General features: G+C 46.3%; 19 protein-coding genes and 4 tRNA genes. 18 read left to right on the top strand and 5 right to left on the bottom strand.

The annotated features are described in order from the left end of the window. Nucleotides 1–121: 121 nt before the first annotated feature. From J4N37_RS15270 to rpoC, 13 genes are all read left to right on the top strand, one after another. A tRNA-Thr gene (locus tag J4N37_RS15270) sits at nucleotides 122–197 on the top strand. Nucleotides 198–233: 36 nt separating this feature from the next. Beyond that, nucleotides 234–318, top strand: a tRNA-Tyr gene (locus J4N37_RS15265). Between the two features lie 35 nt (nucleotides 319–353). Next, nucleotides 354–428 (top strand) — tRNA-Gly (locus J4N37_RS15260). Between the two features lie 13 nt (nucleotides 429–441). Further along, a tRNA-Thr gene (locus J4N37_RS15255) sits at nucleotides 442–517 on the top strand. A gap of 101 nt (nucleotides 518–618) precedes the next feature. Next, nucleotides 619–1,803, top strand: coding sequence for an elongation factor Tu (gene tuf, locus J4N37_RS15250; protein WP_088880292.1), 1,185 nt, complete (start codon nucleotides 619–621; stop codon nucleotides 1,801–1,803). A 266-nt stretch (nucleotides 1,804–2,069) separates the two neighbouring features. Continuing rightward, nucleotides 2,070–2,450 (top strand): preprotein translocase subunit SecE, encoded by a 381-nt coding sequence (secE, locus tag J4N37_RS15245; RefSeq protein ID WP_005451121.1) that lies wholly within the window; start codon nucleotides 2,070–2,072, stop codon nucleotides 2,448–2,450. Nucleotides 2,451–2,463: 13 nt separating this feature from the next. Beyond that, nucleotides 2,464–3,012 (top strand): transcription termination/antitermination protein NusG, encoded by a 549-nt coding sequence (nusG, locus tag J4N37_RS15240; RefSeq protein ID WP_005451123.1) that lies wholly within the window; start codon nucleotides 2,464–2,466, stop codon nucleotides 3,010–3,012. A gap of 142 nt (nucleotides 3,013–3,154) precedes the next feature. After that, a complete protein-coding gene (gene rplK / locus J4N37_RS15235; RefSeq protein WP_005451125.1) occupies nucleotides 3,155–3,583 on the top strand; it encodes a 50S ribosomal protein L11 in 429 nt (142 codons plus the stop codon). Nucleotides 3,584–3,587: 4 nt separating this feature from the next. Then, nucleotides 3,588–4,289: a 50S ribosomal protein L1 gene (rplA, locus tag J4N37_RS15230; protein WP_010444406.1), complete on the top strand. Its 702-nt coding sequence runs from the start codon at nucleotides 3,588–3,590 to the stop codon at nucleotides 4,287–4,289. Between the two features lie 280 nt (nucleotides 4,290–4,569). Next, complete coding sequence (gene rplJ, locus J4N37_RS15225) at nucleotides 4,570–5,064, top strand: 50S ribosomal protein L10 (protein ID WP_010444404.1); 495 nt, start codon at nucleotides 4,570–4,572, stop codon at nucleotides 5,062–5,064. 57 nt (nucleotides 5,065–5,121) lie between these two features. Then, nucleotides 5,122–5,490, top strand: coding sequence for a 50S ribosomal protein L7/L12 (gene rplL / locus J4N37_RS15220; RefSeq protein ID WP_010444402.1), 369 nt, complete (start codon nucleotides 5,122–5,124; stop codon nucleotides 5,488–5,490). 251 nt (nucleotides 5,491–5,741) lie between these two features. Beyond that, entirely contained in the window at nucleotides 5,742–9,770 is a 4,029-nt protein-coding gene (gene rpoB, locus J4N37_RS15215; protein ID WP_010444401.1) for a DNA-directed RNA polymerase subunit beta, read from the top strand. 106 nt (nucleotides 9,771–9,876) lie between these two features. Then, a complete protein-coding gene (gene rpoC, locus J4N37_RS15210) occupies nucleotides 9,877–14,079 on the top strand; it encodes a DNA-directed RNA polymerase subunit beta' (protein WP_045390538.1) in 4,203 nt (1,400 codons plus the stop codon). Nucleotides 14,080–14,458: 379 nt separating this feature from the next. Here the strand turns inward: rpoC and rsd are convergent, their stop codons facing one another. Next, the gene (gene rsd / locus J4N37_RS15205) at nucleotides 14,459–14,950 is read right to left on the bottom strand and encodes a sigma D regulator (protein ID WP_252041322.1); all 492 of its coding nucleotides are present in this window, start codon (nucleotides 14,948–14,950) and stop codon (nucleotides 14,459–14,461) included. Nucleotides 14,951–15,128: 178 nt separating this feature from the next. Here rsd and nudC point away from each other — a divergent pair, with 178 nt between their 5' ends. Both nudC and hemE read left to right on the top strand, forming a co-directional pair. Continuing rightward, on the top strand, nucleotides 15,129–15,911 hold the full coding sequence (nudC, locus tag J4N37_RS15200; RefSeq protein WP_010444395.1) for an NAD(+) diphosphatase: 783 nt from the start codon (nucleotides 15,129–15,131) through the stop codon (nucleotides 15,909–15,911). A gap of 262 nt (nucleotides 15,912–16,173) precedes the next feature. Then, the gene (gene hemE / locus J4N37_RS15195) at nucleotides 16,174–17,241 is read left to right on the top strand and encodes a uroporphyrinogen decarboxylase (protein ID WP_005433634.1); all 1,068 of its coding nucleotides are present in this window, start codon (nucleotides 16,174–16,176) and stop codon (nucleotides 17,239–17,241) included. Nucleotides 17,242–17,461: 220 nt separating this feature from the next. Here hemE and J4N37_RS15190 read toward each other — a convergent pair whose 3' ends face one another. After that, on the bottom strand, nucleotides 17,462–18,034 hold the full coding sequence (locus J4N37_RS15190; RefSeq protein ID WP_038887649.1) for a uracil-DNA glycosylase family protein: 573 nt from the start codon (nucleotides 18,032–18,034) through the stop codon (nucleotides 17,462–17,464). Between the two features lie 7 nt (nucleotides 18,035–18,041). Beyond that, complete coding sequence (locus J4N37_RS15185) at nucleotides 18,042–18,965, bottom strand: D-2-hydroxyacid dehydrogenase (RefSeq protein WP_252041320.1); 924 nt, start codon at nucleotides 18,963–18,965, stop codon at nucleotides 18,042–18,044. A 66-nt stretch (nucleotides 18,966–19,031) separates the two neighbouring features. Here J4N37_RS15185 and J4N37_RS15180 point away from each other — a divergent pair, with 66 nt between their 5' ends. Beyond that, entirely contained in the window at nucleotides 19,032–19,619 is a 588-nt protein-coding gene (locus J4N37_RS15180; protein ID WP_005434878.1) for a YjaG family protein, read from the top strand. A gap of 80 nt (nucleotides 19,620–19,699) precedes the next feature. Here the strand turns inward: J4N37_RS15180 and J4N37_RS15175 are convergent, their stop codons facing one another. After that, on the bottom strand, nucleotides 19,700–20,833 hold the full coding sequence (locus tag J4N37_RS15175) for a CNNM domain-containing protein (RefSeq protein ID WP_252041318.1): 1,134 nt from the start codon (nucleotides 20,831–20,833) through the stop codon (nucleotides 19,700–19,702). A 253-nt stretch (nucleotides 20,834–21,086) separates the two neighbouring features. On the opposite strand from J4N37_RS15175, the gene hupA reads away from it, so the two are divergent. Beyond that, the gene (hupA, locus tag J4N37_RS15170) at nucleotides 21,087–21,359 is read left to right on the top strand and encodes a nucleoid-associated protein HU-alpha (RefSeq protein ID WP_005433627.1); all 273 of its coding nucleotides are present in this window, start codon (nucleotides 21,087–21,089) and stop codon (nucleotides 21,357–21,359) included. Between the two features lie 39 nt (nucleotides 21,360–21,398). After that, nucleotides 21,399–22,097, top strand: a complete 699-nt coding sequence (locus tag J4N37_RS15165; protein WP_045390526.1) for a DUF1481 domain-containing protein — start codon at nucleotides 21,399–21,401, stop codon at nucleotides 22,095–22,097. Between the two features lie 84 nt (nucleotides 22,098–22,181). Here J4N37_RS15165 and purD read toward each other — a convergent pair whose 3' ends face one another. Continuing rightward, the gene (gene purD, locus J4N37_RS15160; protein WP_252041316.1) at nucleotides 22,182–23,471 is read right to left on the bottom strand and encodes a phosphoribosylamine--glycine ligase; all 1,290 of its coding nucleotides are present in this window, start codon (nucleotides 23,469–23,471) and stop codon (nucleotides 22,182–22,184) included. Nucleotides 23,472–23,570 lie beyond the last annotated feature (99 nt).

Genomic DNA, 23,570 nt, shown 5'->3' with positions numbered 1-23,570 from the left:
TTTAAAAAGCGAGGTTTGTATGATTTTGCAGCAAACAAATCTAAAAAGAAGAAAATTACGTTTTTTTTTAAAATAGCTATTGCAACCTAGAAAATCATTCAATAGAATGCGCACCACTTATGCCGACTTAGCTCAGTAGGTAGAGCAACTGACTTGTAATCAGTAGGTCACCAGTTCGATTCCGGTAGTCGGCACCATTCTTTCCTTTAGTAGTTAGAATGGCTTTAAAATTTGGAGGGGTTCCCGAGTGGCCAAAGGGAGCAGACTGTAAATCTGCCGGCACTGCCTTCGATGGTTCGAATCCGTCCCCCTCCACCATATTCTTTAGGAAATAGCTCTCAGAGTTACGTGTTGCGGGCATCGTATAATGGCTATTACCTCAGCCTTCCAAGCTGATGATGCGGGTTCGATTCCCGCTGCCCGCTCCACTCTAATTTGAGTGCTGATATAGCTCAGGTGGTAGAGCGCATCCTTGGTAAGGATGAGGTCGGCAGTTCGAGTCTGCCTATCAGCACCAGCTCTCAAAGTTATCTCCTTTTGATATAAGATTTACCAATAATCTTTTTTGGTTGCGTGGTCAATTCGGGCCACCTAAATCCGTACCTAGAGGGACTACTCATGTCTAAAGAAAAATTTGAACGTGTAAAACCGCACGTAAACGTTGGTACTATCGGCCACGTTGACCACGGTAAAACAACTCTAACTGCAGCTATCTGTACAACACTTGCTAAAGTATACGGCGGTGCTGCTCGTGACTTCGCATCTATCGATAACGCTCCAGAAGAGCGTGAGCGCGGTATCACAATCGCTACTTCTCACGTAGAGTACGATACTCCAACTCGCCACTACGCGCACGTTGACTGTCCAGGACACGCGGACTACGTTAAGAACATGATCACTGGTGCTGCACAGATGGACGGTGGTATTCTTGTAGTTGCTGCTACTGATGGTCCAATGCCACAAACTCGTGAGCACATCCTACTAGGCCGTCAGGTTGGTATCCCTTACATCATCGTATTCATGAACAAATGTGACATGGTTGACGATGAAGAGCTACTAGAACTAGTAGAAATGGAAGTTCGTGAACTTCTATCTGAGTACGACTTCCCAGGTGATGACCTACCAGTTATCCAAGGTTCTGCACTAGGCGCACTAAACGGCGAAGAGCAGTGGGAAGCTAAGATTGTTGAACTAGCAGAAGCGCTAGATTCATACATCCCAGAGCCAGAGCGTGCAATCGATCAGCCATTCCTAATGCCTATCGAAGACGTATTCTCAATCCAAGGTCGTGGTACAGTAGTTACTGGTCGTATCGAGCGCGGTATCCTAACTGTAGGTGACGAAGTAGAAATCGTAGGTATCAAAGAAACTACAACTACTACTTGTACTGGTGTTGAGATGTTCCGTAAGCTTCTAGACGAAGGTCGTGCGGGTGAGAACGTTGGTGCACTTCTACGTGGTACTAAACGTGACGAAGTAGAGCGTGGTCAAGTACTAGCAGCTCCTAAGTCAATCAACCCACACACTAAGTTCGAGTCAGAAGTATACGTGCTTTCTAAAGATGAAGGTGGTCGTCACACTCCATTCTTCAAAGGCTACCGTCCACAGTTCTACTTCCGTACAACTGACGTAACTGGTGACATCTCTCTACCAGAAGGCGTAGAAATGGTAATGCCAGGCGACAACATCCAAATGCAAGTTGAGCTAATCGCTCCTATCGCTATGGACGAAGGTCTACGTTTCGCTATCCGTGAAGGTGGCCGTACAGTAGGTGCTGGTGTTGTTGCTAAGATCTTCGACTAATTCTTAACGAATTGCCGAATGTCTTCGGAAAATCTTGAATTAGATTTGACGAACCAGTAGCAAAAAGGGCATCATTTGATGCCCTTTTTCTGCACTCAACTTTTTTTTAGCTGTTTTATTGTTCAGAATTTGGTTGAGAGCAGAGCAAGATTGGCCAGTGAGGCTTAATCTTAAGAGTGTAACGCTGATTTTTTCAGCGATATGGAGTTTGCCCTGCAACAGCGGGGTTGTTGTCGTCTATAGTAAGACTTGTGACAGGTTGGTTTATGAAAGCAAATAATGCTGAAACTCCTGATAGCTCAAACGCAGCCGATACGTTTAAGTGGATTGCCGCTTTCGTATTAGCAGCGGCCGCTGTTGTGGGTAATTACCTGTATGGTGAAATGTCTGTAGTGGTTCGTGCTGCAGGCGTTGTTGTTCTAATTGCAGCTGCTCTTGGCGTTGCAGCAACAACAACTAAAGGTAAAGCAGCGATCAGTTTTGCAAAAGAATCTCGTATGGAAGTTCGTAAGGTTGTTTGGCCTACTCGCCAAGAAACCATGCAAACAACACTGATCGTTTTAGCTGTAAGTATTGTAATGGCTCTAGCGCTTTGGGGTATTGACGGCATTATGGTTCGTCTAGTAGCTCTAGCGACTGGGGTATAGAGGGTTTTAATTCATGAGTGAAGCTCCAAAAAAACGCTGGTATGTGGTTCAAGCCTTCTCTGGATTTGAAGGTCGTGTAGCTCAGTCTCTTCGCGAGCATATCAAAATGCACAGCATGGAAGAGCTATTCGGTGAAGTACTGGTTCCTACTGAAGAAGTAGTGGAAATGCGCGCGGGTCAGCGTCGCAAATCTGAGCGTAAGTTCTTCCCTGGTTACGTCCTTGTTCAGATGATTATGAACGATGAATCATGGCACTTAGTACGCAGTGTGCCGCGTGTCATGGGCTTCATTGGTGGTACCTCCGACCGTCCAGCACCTATCACAGATAAAGAAGCTGACGCTATTCTTAACCGTCTTGAGAAGGCGAGTGAAGCTCCTCGTCCACGTACTATGTACGAAGCGGGTGAAGTGGTACGTGTTAACGAAGGTCCATTTGCTGACTTCAATGGTACTGTTGAAGAAGTAGATTATGAGAAGAGCCGCCTGAAAGTGTCTGTGTCGATCTTTGGTCGCGCAACACCAGTTGAGCTTGAATTTGGTCAGGTTGAAAAACTTGATTAAAAAAACACCTTTTTAAGGGTTGTCTAAGGCGCGAATTATGACTATAATTTCGCGCCTTTTTACTTCTCGTGAAGTAAAGAGTTTTTTCACAAACGGGGAGCTGATCAGTGATTAGCGTTTGTACCCAAACTTAGGAATTATCATGGCTAAGAAAGTTGAAGCTTACATCAAGCTACAAGTTGCAGCTGGTATGGCGAACCCAAGTCCACCAGTTGGTCCTGCACTAGGTCAACACGGTGTTAACATCATGGAATTCTGTAAAGCGTTCAACGCGAAAACAGAATCTCTAGAGAAAGGTCTACCTACTCCAGTTGTTATCACTGTATACAACGACCGTTCTTTCACGTTCGTAACTAAGACTCCACCTGCTGCTGTTCTACTTAAGAAGGCTGCTGGCGTTAAGTCTGGTTCAGGTCGTCCAAACACTGAAAAAGTTGGTACTGTAACTGACGCTCAAATCCAAGAAATCGCAGAAACTAAAGCTGCTGATATGACTGGTGCTGACATCGAAGCAATGAAGCGTTCAATCGCTGGTACTGCTCGTTCAATGGGCCTAGTGGTAGAGGGTTAATAAGATGGCTAAACTAACTAAGCGCATGCGCGTAATCCGCGAAAAAGTTGACGTAACTAAAGAGTACGAAATCAACGAAGCTGTAGCTCTTCTTCAAGAACTAGCGACTGCTAAATTCGTAGAATCTGTTGACGTTGCTATTAACCTAGGCATCGATGCTCGTAAATCTGACCAGAACGTACGTGGTGCAACTGTACTACCTCACGGTACTGGCCGCGAAATCCGCGTTGCAGTGTTCACTCAAGGTGCAAACGCTGAAGCAGCTAAAGAAGCTGGCGCAGACATCGTTGGTATGGAAGATCTTGCTGAGCAAGTTAAGAAAGGCGAAATGAACTTCGACGTAGTTGTTGCTTCTCCAGATGCAATGCGCGTTGTAGGTCAACTAGGTACTATCCTAGGTCCTCGCGGTCTTATGCCAAACCCTAAAGTTGGTACTGTAACTCCTAACGTTGCTGAAGCAGTTAAAAACGCTAAAGCTGGTCAGGTTCGTTACCGTAACGACAAAAACGGCATCATCCACACTACTATCGGTAAAGCAAACTTCTCTGCTGAGCAGATCAAAGAGAACCTAGAGTCACTTCTAGTTGCTCTGAAGAAAGCTAAGCCATCTTCAGCGAAAGGTACTTTCCTGAAGAAAGTAAGCATCTCTACTACTATGGGTGCTGGTGTTGCTGTTGATCAGGCTAGCCTGAACACTCAAGCATAATTTATTTGCTTAGGCGCAAAATTTGTGTATAATTTTGCGCCTAATATTTGTGGTTGGGGCTGAACTTTGGTTCTAAATGAATTAAGACCCAGTCTCCGTCCAAGACCGTAGGTGTCTGACTTTATTTTTAAATGAAGGCTTAATATTCCCTACGTAGATGGTGCCCGAACTGACAGAAAGCTCTATGTAAATAGTTACCTTTCTTCTGGGAAGCACCTGAATAACTCTCACTGTCGTGATGATAGTGAGTGGTGTAACGACAACCAGGAGTAAATCCAAGATGGCTTTAAACCTTCAAGACAAAAAAGCAATTGTTGCTGAAGTCAACGAAGCTGCCAGTGGTGCACTTTCTGCAGTTGTAGCTGATTCTCGTGGCGTAGAAGTTGGCGCTATGACATCACTACGTAAACAAGCTCGTGAAGCTGGTGTTTACGTACGTGTTGTTCGTAACACACTTATGCGTCGTGCGGTTGCAGGTACTGAGTACGAGTGTCTAACTGACACTTTCACTGGTCCTACTCTAATCGCATTCTCTAATGAGCACCCAGGTGCTGCAGCGCGTCTTTTCAAAGACTTCGCTAAAGAGAACAAAGACTTCGAGATCAAAGCTGCTGCATTTGAAGGCGCGCTAACTGACGCTGAAGTACTAGCGACACTACCAACTTACGACGAAGCTATCGCACGCCTAATGATGTGCATGAAAGAAGCTTCTGCAGGCAAGCTGGTACGTACTATCGCTGCACTACGCGACCAAAAAGAAGAAGCTGCTGCGTAAGCCTTGCTTTTCACTGGTTGCTATTTAAACTTATTGTTGATTTAAAAGAGAATTGTTATGTCTATCACTAACGAGCAAATCCTAGACGCAGTTGCAGAAATGTCTGTAATGCAAGTTGTTGAACTAATCGAAGCAATGGAAGAGAAATTCGGTGTTTCTGCTGCTGCTGCTGTTGTAGCTGGCGGCGCTGCTGCAGGCGAAGCTGCTGCTGAGCAAACTGAATTCGACGTAATCCTAGAATCTGCTGGCGGTAACAAAGTTGCTGTAATCAAAGCAGTACGTGGCGCAACTGGCCTAGGTCTTAAAGAAGCTAAAGCTCTTGTAGACGGCGCTCCAGCACCTCTTAAAGAAGGTGTTGACAAAGCAGAAGCTGACGCTCTTAAAGCTCAGCTAGAAGAAGCTGGTGCAACTGTTGCTGTTAAGTAATTATTGCATAGTTTCTTAGCCTAACGGCTAATTGGCTGGTGGTTTTTTAACCACCGGCCTTTTTGCGCTGTAGGGTATAGGCGAATTTTCCCGCTGTTTAAGCGCCTCATATCCATGCAAAAAACATTTCATTCTTTCGCAATGGAATGTCACTACAGTAAACAGCTATTTAGTCACTGTCCCTTACCCCCCTTAAGTAACTAGGAGCGGGCGGACAGTTTGGGTCACTTATCAGCGAGCTGAGGAACCCCATGGTTTACTCTTATACCGAGAAAAAGCGCATCCGTAAGGACTTTGGTACTCGTCCACAAGTTTTGGACATTCCATACCTGCTATCGATCCAGCTCGATTCGTTCGACAAATTCATCGAACAGGATCCTGAAGGTCAATACGGTCTTGAAGCTGCTTTCCGTTCTGTATTCCCAATTCAGAGCTACAACGGCAATTCTGAGCTGCAATACGTTAGCTACCGTCTTGGTGAGCCAGTTTTTGACGTTAAAGAATGTCAAATCCGCGGTGTAACTTACTCAAAGCCACTACGCGTAAAACTACGTCTAGTAATCTTTGATAAAGACGCACCAGCAGGTACTGTAAAAGACATTAAAGAACAAGAAGTCTACATGGGCGAAATTCCGCTTATGACAGACAATGGTACCTTCGTAATCAATGGTACCGAGAGGGTTATCGTATCCCAGCTGCACCGAAGCCCAGGCGTGTTCTTCGACAGCGATAAGGGTAAGACCCACTCTTCAGGTAAAGTTCTATATAACGCACGTGTAATTCCTTACCGTGGCTCATGGCTAGACTTTGAGTTCGATCCTAAGGATAACCTATACGTACGTATCGACCGTCGTCGTAAGCTACCAGCATCGATCATCCTTCGTGCACTTGGTAAAACGTCAGAAGAAATCCTAGATATCTTCTTCGAGAAAGTGAACTTCGAAGTGAAAGACCAAACTCTACTTATGGAGTTGGTTCCAGATCGTCTACGTGGTGAAACTGCGTCATTCGATATCGAAGCGAACGGTAAGACTTACGTTGAGCAAGGTCGTCGCGTTACAGCTCGTCATATCCGCCAACTAGAAAAAGATGGCGTTGATCACATCGAAGTACCAGTTGAGTACATCGTTGGTAAAGTTGCATCGAAAGACTACGTTAACGAAGCAACAGGCGAGATCATCGTAAACGCTAACCAGGAAATTAGCCTGGAAGCTCTAGCGAACCTATCTCAGGCTGGCCATAAAGCGCTAGAAGTTCTATTTACGAACGATCTAGACCACGGTCCATTCATGTCAGAAACGCTACGTATCGACAGCACTGTTGATCGTATTTCTGCACTGGTAGAAATCTACCGCATGATGCGCCCTGGTGAGCCACCAACAAAAGAAGCTGCAGAAGCTCTATTCGAAAGCCTATTCTTCTCTGAAGAGCGCTATGACCTATCAACTGTTGGCCGTATGAAGTTCAACAGTTCTATCGAGCGTGAAGATGCTCTAGAACAAGGTACGCTTGACGAGCAAGACATCATCGAAGTGATGAAGAAGCTTATTGCGATCCGTAACGGTAAAGGCGAAGTGGACGATATCGACCACCTAGGCAACCGTCGTATCCGCTCTGTAGGCGAAATGGCTGAGAACCAATTCCGTGTTGGTCTTGTGCGTGTTGAACGTGCAGTGAAAGAGCGCCTAAGCCTTGGTGACCTTGATGCAATCATGCCTCAAGATCTAATCAACGCTAAGCCTATTTCAGCAGCAGTTAAAGAATTCTTTGGCTCTTCACAGCTTTCACAGTTCATGGACCAAAACAACCCGCTATCAGAAGTAACGCACAAGCGTCGTATTTCTGCATTGGGTCCTGGCGGTCTAACTCGTGAACGTGCTGGCTTCGAAGTACGTGACGTACACGTAACTCACTACGGTCGTCTATGTCCTATCGAAACGCCGGAAGGTCCAAACATCGGTCTGATCAACTCTCTATCTGCGTTTGCGCGTTGTAACGAGTACGGTTTCCTAGAGACGCCATACCGTCGCGTTGTAGATGGCGTTGTTACAGACGAAGTAGATTACCTATCTGCAATCGAAGAAGGCCAATTCGTTATCGCACAGGCTAACGCTGCGCTAACTGAAGAAGGCGGTTTTGCAGATGAGCTGATCACAGCTCGTCAAAAAGGTGAATCTGGTCTACACCCTCGTGAGCACGCTCAGTACATGGACGTTGCGACAAACCAGGTTGTATCTATCGCTGCATCGCTTATCCCGTTCCTAGAACACGATGATGCGAACCGTGCATTGATGGGTGCGAACATGCAACGTCAGGCAGTTCCAACACTGAAAGCTGACAAACCGCTTGTTGGTACTGGTATTGAACGTAACGTAGCAGTTGACTCAGGTGTAACTGCAGTTGCTAAACGTGGTGGTGTAATCCAGTCAGTAGATGCTTCTCGTATCGTTGTTAAAGTGAACGAAGAAGAACTAGTACCAGGCGAAGCTGGTATCGACATCTACAACCTGACTAAATACACACGTTCTAACCAGAACACATGTATTAACCAGCGCCCATGTGTAATGCCAGGTGAACCAGTATCACGTGGTGATGTTCTTGCTGATGGTCCTTCAACAGACCTAGGTGAACTAGCGCTTGGTCAAAACATGCGTATCGCGTTCATGCCTTGGAACGGTTACAACTTCGAAGACTCGATCCTAGTATCTGAGCGCGTAGTTCAAGAAGACCGCTTCACGACTATCCACATTCAAGAACTTACTTGTGTGGCGCGTGATACTAAGCTTGGTTCTGAAGAGATCACTGCTGATATTCCAAACGTAGGTGAATCTGCTCTGTCTAAACTAGACGAGTCAGGTATCGTTTACATCGGTGCTGAAGTTAAGGGTGGCGACATCCTAGTTGGTAAAGTAACACCTAAAGGTGAAACCCAGCTAACGCCTGAAGAGAAGCTACTACGTGCAATCTTCGGTGAAAAAGCATCTGACGTTAAAGATACTTCACTACGTGTGCCTAACTCTGTTTCAGGTACGATTATCGACGTTCAAGTCTTCACTCGCGATGGCGTAGAGAAAGACAAGCGTGCGCTTGAAATCGAGCAAATGCAGCTTAAAGAAGCGAAGAAAGACCTAACTGAAGAATTCCAGATTCTTGAGGGTGGCCTTCTAAACCGTGTTCGCGCTGTATTGATCGATGGCGGTTACTCTGAAGCGAAACTAGACGCAACTGATCGTAAGAAGTGGCTAGAACTAACGCTAGAAGATGACGCTCTACAAACTCAGCTAGAACAACTAGCAGAGCAGTGGGACGAGCTAAAAGCTGACTTCGATAAGAAATTCGAAACTAAGCGTCGTAAGATCACACAAGGTGATGATCTAGCACCTGGCGTACTGAAGATCGTTAAGGTTTACCTAGCGGTTAAACGTCGCATCCAGCCTGGTGATAAGATGGCGGGTCGTCACGGTAACAAGGGTGTAATCTCTAAGATCAACCCTGTTGAAGACATGCCATACGATGAAAAAGGTCAGCCTGTAGACATCGTACTTAACCCACTGGGTGTACCTTCGCGTATGAACATCGGTCAGATCCTAGAAGTACACTTAGGTCTGGCAGCGAAAGGTATCGGTGACAAGATCAACCAGATGGTTAAAGAGCAGCAAGAACTAGCGAAATTCCGCGAGTTCCTACAGAAAGTTTACGATCTAGGCGAAACTCGCCAGAAAGTAGACATTGCTTCTCTATCTGATGACGAAGTTCGTACTCTGATCAAGAACCTACGTGGCGGTCTACCAATCGCGACTCCAGTATTTGACGGTGCACCAGAAGCGTCTATTAAAGCGCTACTGAAACTAGCAGACCTACCAGAATCTGGTCAGCTAAAACTGTTTGATGGTCGCACAGGTGACCAGTTTGAGCGTCCTGTAACTGTAGGTTACATGTACATGCTGAAACTGAACCACCTTGTTGATGACAAGATGCACGCTCGTTCAACTGGTTCGTACAGCCTAGTAACTCAGCAGCCACTTGGTGGTAAAGCTCAGTTCGGTGGTCAGCGTTTCGGTGAGATGGAAGTATGGGCACTAGAAGCATACGGTGCTGCTTACACTCTACAAGAAATGCTAACGGTTAAGTCGGATGACGTTAACGGCCGTACTAAGATGTACAAAAACATCGTAGACGGTAACCACAGCATGGAACCTGGTATGCCAGAATCGTTCAACGTATTGTTGAAAGAGATTCGCTCGCTAGGTATCAACATCGAGCTAGAAGACGAAGAGTAATCTCTTTCCCTCTCGACCAAGGTTGAGAGAGATATAAAGCGATTATTTGGTAGAAGGTGCTCACTTTAGCGGGTGAGCTCCTTTTAACTCCTTACAGGAGCTGATTGTGAAAGACTTATTAAACTTTCTAAAAGCACAGCATAAGACCGAAGAATTTGATGCAATCAAAATCGGTCTATCTTCACCAGACATGATCCGTTCATGGTCTTTCGGTGAAGTTAAAAAACCTGAAACGATCAACTATCGTACGTTCAAACCTGAACGCGATGGTCTGTTCTGTGCGCGTATCTTTGGTCCAGTTAAAGACTACGAATGTCTTTGTGGTAAGTACAAGCGCCTGAAGCACCGTGGTGTTATCTGTGAGAAGTGTGGTGTAGAAGTTACACAAACTAAAGTTCGTCGTGACCGCATGGGCCACATCGAGCTAGCTTCACCAGTAGCTCACATCTGGTTCCTAAAATCGCTACCGTCTCGTATCGGTCTACTAATGGATATCCCTCTACGTGATATCGAACGTGTTCTTTACTTCGAAATGTACGTAGTAACAGAGCCAGGTATGACTGATCTAGAAAAATCTCAGATGCTTACTGAAGAAGAGTATCTAGATCGTCTAGAAGAGTGGGGCGACGAGTTCACTGCTAAGATGGGTGCAGAAGCAATCAAGGACCTACTAGGTTCTATGGATATGCACGCTGAAGCAGAACAAATGCGTGAAGAGTTAGAAACAACTAACTCTGAAACTAAGCGTAAGAAAGTAACTAAGCGTCTGAAACTGGTAGAAGCGTTTATTCAATCTGGCAACAACCCAGAGTGGATGATCCTTACTGTACTTCCAGTTCTTCCGCCAGATCTACGTCCTCTAGTACCACTAGATGGCGGTCGTTTTGCGACTTCAGATCTGAACGACCTATACCGTCGTGTGATCAACCGTAACAACCGTTTGAAGCGTCTTCTAGAGCTAGCTGCTCCGGACATCATCGTACGTAACGAAAAACGTATGCTGCAAGAGTCTGTTGATGCGCTACTAGACAACGGTCGTCGTGGTCGTGCGATCACAGGTTCTAACAAGCGTCCTCTTAAATCTCTTGCTGATATGATCAAGGGTAAACAAGGTCGTTTCCGTCAGAACCTTCTAGGTAAACGTGTAGACTACTCTGGCCGTTCTGTAATCACAGTAGGTCCATACCTTCGTCTACACCAGTGTGGTCTTCCTAAGAAGATGGCACTTGAGCTATTCAAACCATTTATCTACAGCAAGCTAGAGACTCGTGGTCTTGCGACTACAATCAAAGCTGCTAAGAAGATGGTAGAGCGTGAAGAAGCGGTAGTTTGGGATATCCTAGACGAAGTAATCCGTGAACACCCAGTACTATTGAACCGTGCACCTACACTTCACCGTCTAGGTATCCAGGCGTTCGAACCAGTACTAATCGAAGGTAAAGCGATTCAGCTACACCCACTAGTGTGTGCGGCGTACAACGCGGACTTCGATGGTGACCAAATGGCGGTTCACGTACCTCTAACTCTAGAGGCACAGCTTGAAGCTCGTACACTGATGATGTCGACAAACAACATTCTGTCGCCAGCGTCAGGTGATCCGATCATCGTACCTTCTCAAGACGTTGTATTGGGTCTGTACTACATGACTCGTGACAAGATCAACGTGAAAGGTGAAGGCATGTACCTTTCTGGCCCAGCAGAGGCTGAGAAAGCATACCGCACTAAGCAAGCTGAGCTTCACGCACGCGTTAAAGTACGTATTACAGAAACAGTTGTAGACGAAGACGGCAACAGCACAACAGAGACTAAGATGGTTGATACAACTATCGGTCGTGCAATGCTATGGCAAATCGTGCCAGCTGGTCTACCGTACAGCATCGTTAACCAAAAGCTAGGTAAGAAGCAAATCTCTAACCTACTAAACGAGGCGTACCGTAAACTAGGTCTGAAAGACACTGTAATCTTCGCCGACCAAATCATGTACACAGGTTTCGCATACGCGGCACTATCTGGTGTATCTGTTGGTATCGACGATATGGTTGTACCGCCAGCTAAGTACACTGAAATCGCAGAAGCGGAAGAAGAAGTACGTGAAATCCAGGAACAATACCAATCTGGTCTTGTTACTGCGGGCGAACGATACAACAAAGTTATCGATATCTGGGCATCGACCAACGATCGCGTAGCGAAAGCGATGATGGCAAACCTTTCATCTGAAACGGTAGTTAACCGTGACGGTGAAGAAGAGCAACAAGAATCGTTTAACAGCATCTACATGATGGCTGACTCGGGTGCTCGTGGTTCTGCAGCTCAGATTCGTCAGCTAGCGGGTATGCGTGGTCTGATGGCGCGTCCAGATGGTTCAATCATCGAAACGCCGATCACAGCGAACTTTAAAGAAGGTCTAAACGTACTTCAGTACTTTATCTCAACGCACGGTGCTCGTAAGGGTCTTGCGGATACGGCACTGAAAACAGCGAACTCGGGTTACCTAACTCGTCGTCTAGTAGACGTTGCTCAAGACGTTGTTGTAACTGAACATGACTGTGGCACTCACGAGGGTGTTGACATGATGCCTCACATCGAGGGTGGTGATGTTAAAGTTGCACTAACTGAGCTAGCGCTAGGTCGTGTAGTAGCTGAAGACGTTCTTAAGCCAGGTACAGAAGATGTTCTGATCCCACGTAACACTCTAATTGATGAGAAGTGGTGTCAGATCATGGAAGAGAACTCAGTAGACAGCATGAAAGTGCGCTCTGTAGTTACTTGTGATTCTGACTTCGGTTGTTGTGCACAGTGTTACGGTCGTGACCTAGCACGTGGTCACCTAGTGAACCAAGGTGAAGCAGTTGGTGTAATCGCTGCTCAGTCTATCGGTGAACCGGGTACACAGCTTACGATGCGTACGTTCCACATCGGTGGTGCGGCATCTACTGCAGCAGCAGAGAACAGCATCCAAGCGAAGACAACTGGTACAGTTAAACTGCACAACGCTAAGTTCGTAATCAACAAAGATAAGAAGCTGGTAATCACGTCTCGTGCATCTGAGCTAACTATCATTGATGAATTCGGTCGTACTAAAGAGAAGCACAAACTTCCTTACGGTTCGATGCTAAGCAAAGGCGACAACGACGCAGTAACAGCTGGTGAAGTTGTTGCTAACTGGGAAGCGCACACCATGCCAATCATCACTGAAGTGGCAGGTCGCATCCAGTTCGTAGACATGATCGACGGTGTTACAGTTTCTCGTCAAACAGATGACCTAACAGGTCTATCTTCAAGCGAAGTAACTGATCCAGCAGCTCGCCCAGCAGCAGGTAAAGATATGCGTCCAGCTATCAAACTTGTTGATGAGCAAGGTAACGACGTAATGATCCCTGGTACTGAAATGCCAGCTCATTACTTCCTACCTGGTAAAGCGATTGTAAACATCGAAGACGGCGCGGAAGTAGGTGTGGGTGATACACTTTCACGTATCCCTCAGAAGTCTGGCGGTAACAAAGATATCACCGGTGGTCTACCACGCGTAGCTGACCTATTCGAAGCTCGTAAGCCTAAAGAGCCTGCGATTCTTGCTGAGCACACAGGTACTGTGAGCTTCGGTAAAGAGACGAAAGGTAAACGTCGTCTAGTAATCACTCGTGACGGCGGTGACGCTTACGAAGAGATGATTCCTAAGCATCGTCAGTTGAACGTATTTGAAGGTGAGCGTGTTGAACGTGGTGACGTGATCGCAGATGGTCCAGAGTCTCCACATGACATCCTACGTCTACGTGGCGTACACGCTGTAACTCAGTACATCGCTAACGAAGTACAAGAAGTTTACCGTCTACAAGGCGTTAAGATTAACGATAAGCACATCGAGACTATCGTTCGTCAGATGCTACGTAAGTGTACAATTACTCACGCAGGTGACTCTGAGTTCCTACCTGGCGAGCAAGTTGAATACTCACAAGTTAAGATTGCTAACCGTAACCTAGAAGCTGAAGGCAAAGAGCCTGCACGTTTCGAGCGTGAGCTACTAGGTATCACTAAGGCATCTCTAGCGACTGAGTCGTTCATCTCTGCGGCATCGTTCCAGGAGACAACTCGCGTACTAACAGAAGCTGCGGTTTCTGGTAAGCGTGATGACCTACGTGGTCTGAAAGAGAACGTAATTGTTGGTCGTCTGATCCCAGCTGGTACTGGTTTCGCATACCACCAAGAGCGTCAAGCTAAACGTGCTGAAGAGCAAGAAGGTCCATCTGCTGAACAAGCAACAGATAACCTAGCTGCACTTCTAAACGCTGGCTTCTCATCTGACGAGTAATCGTTAAGAGCTTAAAAGAAAAGGCACCTTCGGGTGCCTTTTTTGTTTTTTTGAAGCAAGAGGTTAGAACGCTATGCTTCGAGAGCGCTTTGCTATAGGAATTGAGATTTGTTGTTTGAGGGCTAGTGCAAGACGTTTAGATAGAACTTGTCCTTAGAGAGGTAAAATGAACCGAATCCCAAAAAACAAAAAGGGTTGACGCACAAACGCCAACCCTCAAGAATTGTTCTCGCTTCTCGCTTCTCGCTTCTCGCTTCTCGCTTCTCGCTTCTCGCTTCTCGCTTCTCGCTTCTCGCTTCTCGCTTCTCGCTTCTCGCTTCTCGCTTCTCGCTTCTCGCTTCTCGCTTCTCGCTTCTCGCTTCTCGCTTCTCGCTTCTCGCTATGCGCCAGGAGGCATCGCAAGACTGTTTGCAATTAGCTTAATCAGATGATCTTCAACGGCAAAACGTGTCTCAATAATTTCCCCAATTAGAGACATATCACCATCAAACTCGCCAAGTACATCGTCCTCGGATACATCTGAATATTTATCAGTGAAGTTAAGCAAAGGCTCAGTTGTCAGTACAATTTTGCCGTAGGTTTGGTTGATTTCATCAGTGGCAACAAAACCGGTTGCTTTCCATTTGTCCATGACCATCTCGTAAATTTTAAAATGGCCTTCGGAGATGTAATCTACAAGGTGTTGGCAGAAGTGTTGTAGTTCTTGAGGAGTAGGGAGTTCAATGACGTTAGTTTTTGAACAAGGTTGCAACGCAGCAAGTTTACAATATTCGACAATCAAAGATTGTCTCGTTTCAAGCCAATGGTCGATGACCTCACTCGAACCACCCCATTGTGCTTGTGTTTGTTTGAATTTTTTTAGCATGACCATGCCCTCATGATCTGAACACCCAATGGCATTCGTATCCTTTGCAAAGCAAAGTTAGTAAATTGAATACAAACTCTTGTCCTTCCTAGAATTTATAGTTGCAGATTTGGCAAACAACAAACTCTGGTATGAAATTAGATTGCCAGTAAAATGGATGAACTGCAAGCAGAGGGAAGTAGTAATGTTAAGAAAAGGTGAAGCAAACCGTATGAAAGACGCCTATTGGTGTGTTGTCTCAGGAAGTGATATTTGGCTGGTGGATGGTGCTATTCCATTAGGTAGTGCGGAGCAGTTCTCACTACCAGAAGCAAGCGCAAGGCAAATAGGGGACTACCAAGGCACTCCTTTCATGTGGGTAAATTTATCTGATCTTGACCATGATTTAGAGCTTGTCTCTCTGCGCGATTGTCTGCATTATCCCGAAGCCCTTTTTCTGCTGATCAGCAAAGCCATCCAGTATGGCCATATGACGCAAAGTCTGCGCTTTTGCCCACAATGTGGTGGTCGTAACTTCCTCAATAACAATCAATTGGCGATGCAGTGTGGTGAGTGCCGTACTTTGCATTATCCACGTATTTTCCCATGCATCATTGTCGCTGTGCGCAAAGAAAAGCAGATCTTGCTAGCTCAGCACCCTCGTCATCGAAATGGCATGTATACCGTAATAGCGGGCTTTTTAGAGGTAGGAGAAACCTTAGAAGAATGTGTCGCAAGAGAAGTGCATGAAGAAACCGGTGTACAGGTTAAAAACATTCGTTACTTTGGCAGTCAGCCGTGGGCATTTCCATCCAGTATGATGATGGCATTTCTTGCTGATTATGACTCTGGTGAATTGAATCCGGACTACACTGAACTGTCTGATGCTCAGTGGTTTGGTGTTGATGAGATGCCACCTGTCGCGCCAAAAGGGACGATTGCACGAGCGCTTATCGAAAAAACGCGACAAGATATCGAATCTAATTAGATGAAAAATAGATAAAAAAAACCCTCCGAGAGGGAGGGGGTAAGTAAGATGTCGTTATGAGATGCTGAGTACTGGGTACTCAGTTTATAATTGTAGTTTTCGCTAGCGAACAAATTTTTAACACTGATACCGATTGGGTGCAAATTAAGCACTGATTTAAAAGTTAATAACTTGATCCAGGTTGCAAAGCACGCAGCTATTAGCCTTAAATCAGTGATAGAATACCCCCTTTCAAAGAAAGCCTAACAATTGGAATTACGGAATGACTGAATTAAAAAATGATCGTTATCTGCGTGCCCTTCTAAAAGAGCCAGTAGATTACACGCCAGTATGGATGATGCGTCAGGCAGGTCGTTACCTACCAGAATACAAAGCAACTCGTGCGCAAGCGGGCGATTTCATGTCTTTGTGTAAGAACGCAGAGTTGGCGTCAGAAGTAACGCTTCAACCACTACGCCGTTTTCCTCTTGATGCAGCGATCTTGTTCTCTGACATCCTAACTATCCCAGATGCAATGGGTTTAGAACTTCGCTTTGCTGCGGGTGAAGGTCCGGTTTTCGATAAACCAATCACTTGCAAAGCAGACGTAGAAAAGATCGGTCTGCCGGATCCAGAAGGCGAGCTGCAATACGTAATGAACGCAGTGCGTCAAATCCGCAAAGATTTGAACGGTGACGTTCCACTGATTGGTTTCTCTGGTAGCCCATGGACACTAGCAACCTACATGGTCGAAGGTGGCAGCTCGAAAGCGTTCACCAAGATCAAGAAGATGATGTACGCTGAACCACAAACTCTGCACCTGCTTCTAGATAAGCTAGCAGACAGCGTTATCGAGTACCTAAACGCACAAATTAAAGCGGGTGCGCAATCAGTAATGGTATTTGATACATGGGGTGGTGTACTGACACCTCGTGACTACAACCTGTTCTCACTGCAATACATGCACAAGATTGTGGATGGTCTGATTCGTGAAAACGACGGTCGTCGCGTACCAGTAACGCTGTTCACTAAGAACGGTGGCATGTGGCTTGAGCAAATCGCAGCAACGGGCTGTGATGCGGTAGGTCTAGACTGGACCATCAACATCGCAGACGCGAAAGCGCGTATCGGTGACAAAGTGGCTCTACAAGGTAACATGGACCCATCAATGCTTTACGCTTCACCAGAGCGTATCCGTGAAGAAGTCGCGGGTATCCTAGAAGGCTTTGGCGATGCAGGTACTGGTCACGTGTTCAACCTAGGTCACGGTATCCATTTGGATGTGCCGCCAGAAAACGCGGGCGTATTTGTGGAAGCGGTACACGAGCTATCTAAGCCGTACCACAAGTAACTTCGACTTTTTGAAATCAAATACCGGCCTTCAGTGCCGGTATTTTTTTATCTGAAACTCAAGGTTGTACAGCTCTGGTAGTATTTGGTCTACCATGATCTAATTACTACTCAAGCTGTTCAGTTGCTGTTTAATGTTTTTATAAACAATGGTTTAGAGTCTTGGTGCTTGTGCGCCAATTTTCTTGTACAGATAAACAAGCAATTAGATCATGGGTAGCCTAAAGCATCGAATGGACACGCTTTTTAAGGTATGGCACGACGTCAGATTCAAACCAAGGGTTCTTCTTCAACCACAATGTGTTGCGTGGAGAAGGATGAGGAAGCGGGATAAAGTCAGGCTCCCAGTCCTGCCATTGCTGAACAGTTTGCGTGAGTGTTTTTGGTTTGTTGGTGAGATAGTACTGTTGTGAGTACTGACCAATCAGTAGTGTCAGCTCTATATTGGGCAACTGCTCAAGAATCTTTTTATGCCAAGCAGGCGCACACTCTTTGCGAGGAGGCAAATCGCCAGAGTTCCCCTTGCCTGGATAGCAGAAGCCCATCGGGACAATGGCTATTTTGTTTGGGTCGTAGAAAGTGTCTTTGTCGATATCGAGCCATTGGCGCAACCGATCGCCGCTTGGGTCATTCCAAGGTATCGAGGTTTTGTGTACGCGCGTCCCCGGTGCTTGTCCGATGATTAGGATGCGTGCGTCTTTTGCGGCTTGGACGACAGGGTTTGCACCCAAAGGTAAATCGTCTGCGCAGATCTGGCAGGCTCGTACTTGCTTTAGCAATGTTTCTAAAGACATAAGATGGTTAATATCCTTTATCGAAATCGACCTGATTATTTAGAGAGAACCCGTCTCGCCAACTCAAGTAGTTGTCTGCAAAAATGTCGACCACTTGCTCAGGGAAACTTAACGCCGCGATGTGGGGAGTGATGGTCACTTGAGAGAGCTTCCAAAACGGATGCTGCGCTGAGAGTGGCTCTTGCTCAAACACATCGAGAAAAGCATGTTCCACCCAGCGATTCTTTAGTGCGAGCAATAGACCCGCATCATCAATCACATCGCCTCTTCCGACATTAAATAACAGTGCATGATTAAGGTGGCTTAACACTTCACTTTTGAGTAATCGTTGCGTATCCGGTGTGCTCGGCAGCGTATTCACTACAATGTCCGCTTGGTGAAAGGCGTTTGCCAGTTCATTGATATGATAGGTTTGAACAAATTCGCCGCCAGAGGTTGGAATGCCAGTACGATTGATCCCTACGGTCTTCATTCCCATCAATTGTGCTGCTTTACCTAAGTGGCTACCGATGCTGCCTGTACCAAGAATCACCATAGTTTTGCTTTGCAGCGAGGTATAAAGATGCGGTTGCCATTGCTTGCTCTGTTGTTGCTGGTGGTATTGCATAAAGTGACGGAAGTGAGCAATGCTGTAGCCAATCACATACTCGGCAATTAATGGGCCGAAAATACCGCGTACGTTGGTCAGAGTGTAATCTTGGCGCAGATCCGGTGACATTAAAGCGTTCACCCCCGCAAATGTGGATTGCACCCACTCAAGTTGCGAAAACTCGTCTAACCTTTGTGATAGCAATGGTGGATCCGCCAGTACGATCTGAGCTTCTTCAGGTTGGTCAGTGAGGCAAAGGTCGGGCAAGTTTTTCTCTGCCAGTAACGTTTCGTAGGTGTCGCGATGCTCTGAGAGCAGGAAAATCTGATTTGGATGCTGCATTAACTTTTTTCCCTGTGATGAATCAAGTACACTTCCGCTGTTTTTTTCTTCAATGATTGAGTGACTATGCTTAAGAATCCTCTTCAGGTTCGTTTGGAAAAACTAGAACCTTGGCAACAAATTACCTTCATGGCGTGTCTGTGTGAACGCATGTATCCAAACTATGCGATGTTTTGTGAGAATACAGAATTTGCTGAGCCACGTGCTTACCGAGCGATTCTTGATAGTGTATGGGAAATTCTGACGGTTAAGAACGCGAAAATTAACTTCGAACGTCAATTAGAGAAGTTAGAAGAATTGTTCCCAAGTGCAGATGAGTTCGATTTTTACGGTGTTTATCCAGCGATGGATGCTTGTCAGAGCTTGTCGACACTGCTGCATGGTCTGTTGGATCGCGACTACCTTTTCGATTCAATGCTTAAAGTGAGCCAACAGTCGGTACAAACCGTTGCTGACCTAGAACAAGCACAAGGCGCAGAGCCAATCACAAACGACAACCAAAAAGAAAATGAAGCCGTGTGTGAAGAGTGGGATGTTCAATGGGCTATCTTCCGTCCACTGCGTGAAGCGGTAGAACGTGACATCAGCCTGATTAAGGATTTGCGTGAAGAACTACGCGAAGAAGCCGTGAGCAACATCGGCATTGCACTTTAATTGTTGAATAGATAAAACAAAGGCATCCAGATTGGATGCCTTTTTTGTTTTTGCGTTTGAGCGATTACACCCAATGCTGATTACGATTCTTTAGATTCTGGTTTAGTTGGCTCTTGAGCGTCTTGCTCTTTGTCCTGTCTCTCCAGTTCTTCCTCTTCTTCATCGTCATCGCGGCTTTCAATTACGCCGTGTTTTTCTTTCCAGCTTTCCCAACGTTGGTAAGCCAGCTCTTGCATGTCAGTGCTCTTATCCGCTTCATCGATGATCTCTTCACCCAATAGGTGCTCAAAGATGTCTTCTAGCGTTACCAAGCCTTGTACTGTGCCGTATTCGTCAACTACAAGCGCTAGCTGCAGGCGGTGAGTCATCATCTGGTCGAACACTTTAGGTAGAGCCGTATTGTTCAATACCACTTGGATAGGACGCATGACCGAACCAAGTTGTTTTTGGCCGCTGCCTGATTGTTGCAGCTTGAACAGCTCTAGACGGTGCACAAAACCAATGATGTTGTCTTTCTGCTCACTGTAAACCAGTGGACGAGAGAAAGGCGTCTCTTTGTGCTTCTCTAGGAAGTCATTAATGGTCATGGTCGCGTCTACGCGGAATACTACCGGACGCGGTGTCATGACTTGCGTTACTGGCACATCTTGAATGCCAAGCAGGTTGCTCAGGATCTTTGATTCACCTTCTGCGAACTCACCACTTTCTTTTGCCAGGATGGCCATCGCAGACAACTCATCACGCATCTTCGGTGCTTCGTGGTTTCGAGCAAGGCGCTTAGTGATTTGTTCTGAGAACCATACGAACGGGGTGAGCGCCCATACCATCCAGCGCAGTGATACAGCGGCAGCTGGTGCAAGTTGGCGCCAGTACGTCGCACCAATCGTCTTAGGAACGATTTCTGAAAGAACAAGAATCGCCAGTGTCAGTACCGCAGAGAAGATGCCCAGAGCTTCACTACCAAAGACGACCGCCGCCTGTGCACCTGCCGTTGCTGCACCAATAGTGTGAGCAATGGTGTTCAGCGTCAGGATAGAAGCCAAAGGTCGGTCGATGTCTGCTTTCAGCTTGCCTAATTGAGCGGAAGCAGGGTGCCCCTGTTGTTTGAGCTGCGCAATGTAGCTGGGACTGATACTCAGTAGAACCGCCTCCAGTACCGAACAGATAAACGAAATGCCGATAGCAATAGAGATATAAATGGATAACAGCAGCATAGTTGCCCTTGAATGTAATGTGATAGTCGGGATTTTAAGCGATTATAACCGCAAAAGCGCCCTATAAATCGTTCTAATTGCGTTAGAAAGCAAGCGCTTTGCCCGTACAAGTAGTAACAAATTGTGAGTTATTACTCATATTATGGCTAAAACTACGTCAGAAAATCGAAAGATCGCTTACAAACCTTTGCCAGATGGGGCATTTATGTTTTAGAGTGAGGTGAATTCGATAACATATGAGAAGGGAAACCTAATGAACAAGACCCAATTAATCGACTTTATTGCAGAGAAAGCAGACCTATCTAAAGCACAAGCTAAAGCTGCTCTTGAAGCAACTCTTGAGGGTGTTACTGGCGCTCTTAAAGAGGGTGACCAAGTTCAACTAATTGGTTTTGGTACATTCAAAGTAAACCACCGTGCAGCGCGCACTGGTCGTAACCCTAAAACTGGTGACGAGATTCAAATCGCAGCAGCTAACGTACCTGCATTCGTAGCAGGTAAAGCGCTGAAAGAATCAGTAAACTAAGTTAAAATGCACCGAGGTATCCTGCCTCGGTGCAATTTCATGAAAAAACATCTACTCACTTCACTCCTTCTATCAAGCCTCGCTCTTGTTGGCTGTTCATCTGTAGAAACCCCAAACCTTGATCAGTTTACCCATTTTTCTGGCGGTAAAATTCTGGGTGATGCCACTAGTTTGTATTGGATGACCGAACGTTTGACACGCGTCAGCACAGCAGCAGACTATGTAACTATGGGCGATTACGGCTCGTACCAGAGTGATTATCGTTGGGATGACGGTGAACTCAGAGAGTTGATTCGAAAAGGTGAGCAACTCGATGCCAAACAAGGATTGGTGCCTTTTCAAATCCACATTCGATTTAATAAAGATGGCGACGCGATTTATCAGCAATACCGTATGAACGGAAAAGTGCTGCCTTTACAGCGTGATCAGCTAGAGCGTTACAAGACAGAAGCAAATGATGTGGTTGCTGCAATCAAGGGGCAATCTCGTGAAGGCCAGAGCCTAATTCAAGGTTATTGGGATGGCGAAACGTTCGAAACCTGCAAAGGACGCGAGTTTGCGACGCTGGAGTTTAACCAGACGTTGCCTAAGTTTGTGATTGATAGATTGGCGTCTGTGGACAGCTACATTGCGTTTATCGGTAAAGAGTCACGCAATACGGCAACTGTCGATGAGTTGCTGATGCTAAATGATGACAACTTTGATTGTATCCGGCGCCCAAAACTGATCTCTGAGTAAGCTTCACGTTTTATGTCAGCGATTCAAATAAATAAAAAAGGCGCTTAGTGCGCCTTTTGTCGTTTTAGCCAACTGAAGTTGTTTTTATTTATCTTGCTCACGTGCGATTGCACGGTAGCCGATGTCATTACGATGGAACATGCCATCCCAACTGATCTGTTTCGCGAGCTCGTAAGCACGTTGCTGCGCTTCTGATACGCTGTTGCCAAGTGCGGTTGCACAAAGAACACGGCCACCGTTTGTCACGATGTCGCCATCTTTGTTATCTGTACCGGCATGGAAGACTTTCTCGCCTTCAATTTCAACTTGTGGCAGACCCGAAATTACGTCGCCTTTGTTGTATGCTGCTGGGTAACCACCGGCTGCTAGCACGATACCAATCGATGCTCGTGGATCCCACTTTGATTCCGCTTGATCCAGTTTCTCGTCGATTGCCGCTAGGCACAGATCAACAAGATCCGATTCCATGCGCATCATGATAGGTTGCGTCTCAGGATCACCGAAGCGGCAGTTGTACTCGATTACTTTCGGAGTGCCATCTTTGTCGATCATAAGACCCGCGTATAGGAAACCAGTGTAAGGGTTACCTTCAGAAGCCATGCCACGTACCGTTGGGTAAATCACTTCTTCCATGATGCGGTTATGGATTTCCTGTGTTACCACTGGAGCTGGAGAGTATGCACCCATGCCACCGGTGTTAGGACCAGTATCTTTGTCGCCTACGCGTTTGTGGTCTTGGCTGGTGGCCATTGGTAGAACGTTCTCACCATCCACCATCACGATGAAGCTTGCTTCTTCACCATCTAGGAACTCTTCGATAACGACACGACTACCAGCATCACCAAATGCGTTGCCTGCTAGCATGTCTTTGATTGCGTCTTCAGCTTCTTCTAGCGTCATCGCTACGATAACGCCTTTACCAGCAGCAAGGCCGTCAGCTTTTACTACAATCGGTGCACCTTGTTCACGTACGTAAGCAAGAGCAGGCTCGATTTCAGTGAAGTTCGCGTAGGCACCCGTTGGGATTTGGTGACGAGCAAGGAAGTCTTTGGTAAACGCTTTAGAGCCTTCAAGCTGAGCTGCTGCTTGTGTTGGACCAAAGATTGGTAGACCTGCTTCGCGGAAAGCATCCACAACACCGATAACCAGCGGCGCTTCAGGGCCGACAATAGTCAGTTCAACCGATTTCTCTTTTGCAAAAGCAACCAAGCCAGCGATGTCTTCTACTGCGATGTTTACGTTCTCTAGTTTAGGCTCAAGTGCTGTGCCTGCGTTACCTGGAGCAACGAAGATAGTCTCAACATTTGGGTTTTGCGCCGCTTTCCAACCTAGTGCGTGTTCACGACCGCCTGAACCAATGATAAGAATATTCATAATATTTCCTTTGATTTCGCTCCTCCCCTTATTAAGGAGAGGTTGGGAGGGGTAAGTCGTGTACGTACAACAGACCCCCTCTAACTCCCCCTTGGTAAG

The organism is Vibrio sp. SCSIO 43153 (assembly GCF_023716625.1).
GTDB lineage: Bacteria > Pseudomonadota > Gammaproteobacteria > Enterobacterales > Vibrionaceae > Vibrio > Vibrio rotiferianus.
Note: the sequence above shows the minus strand (reverse complement) of the source record. Positions and strands in the feature narration are given on the sequence as shown.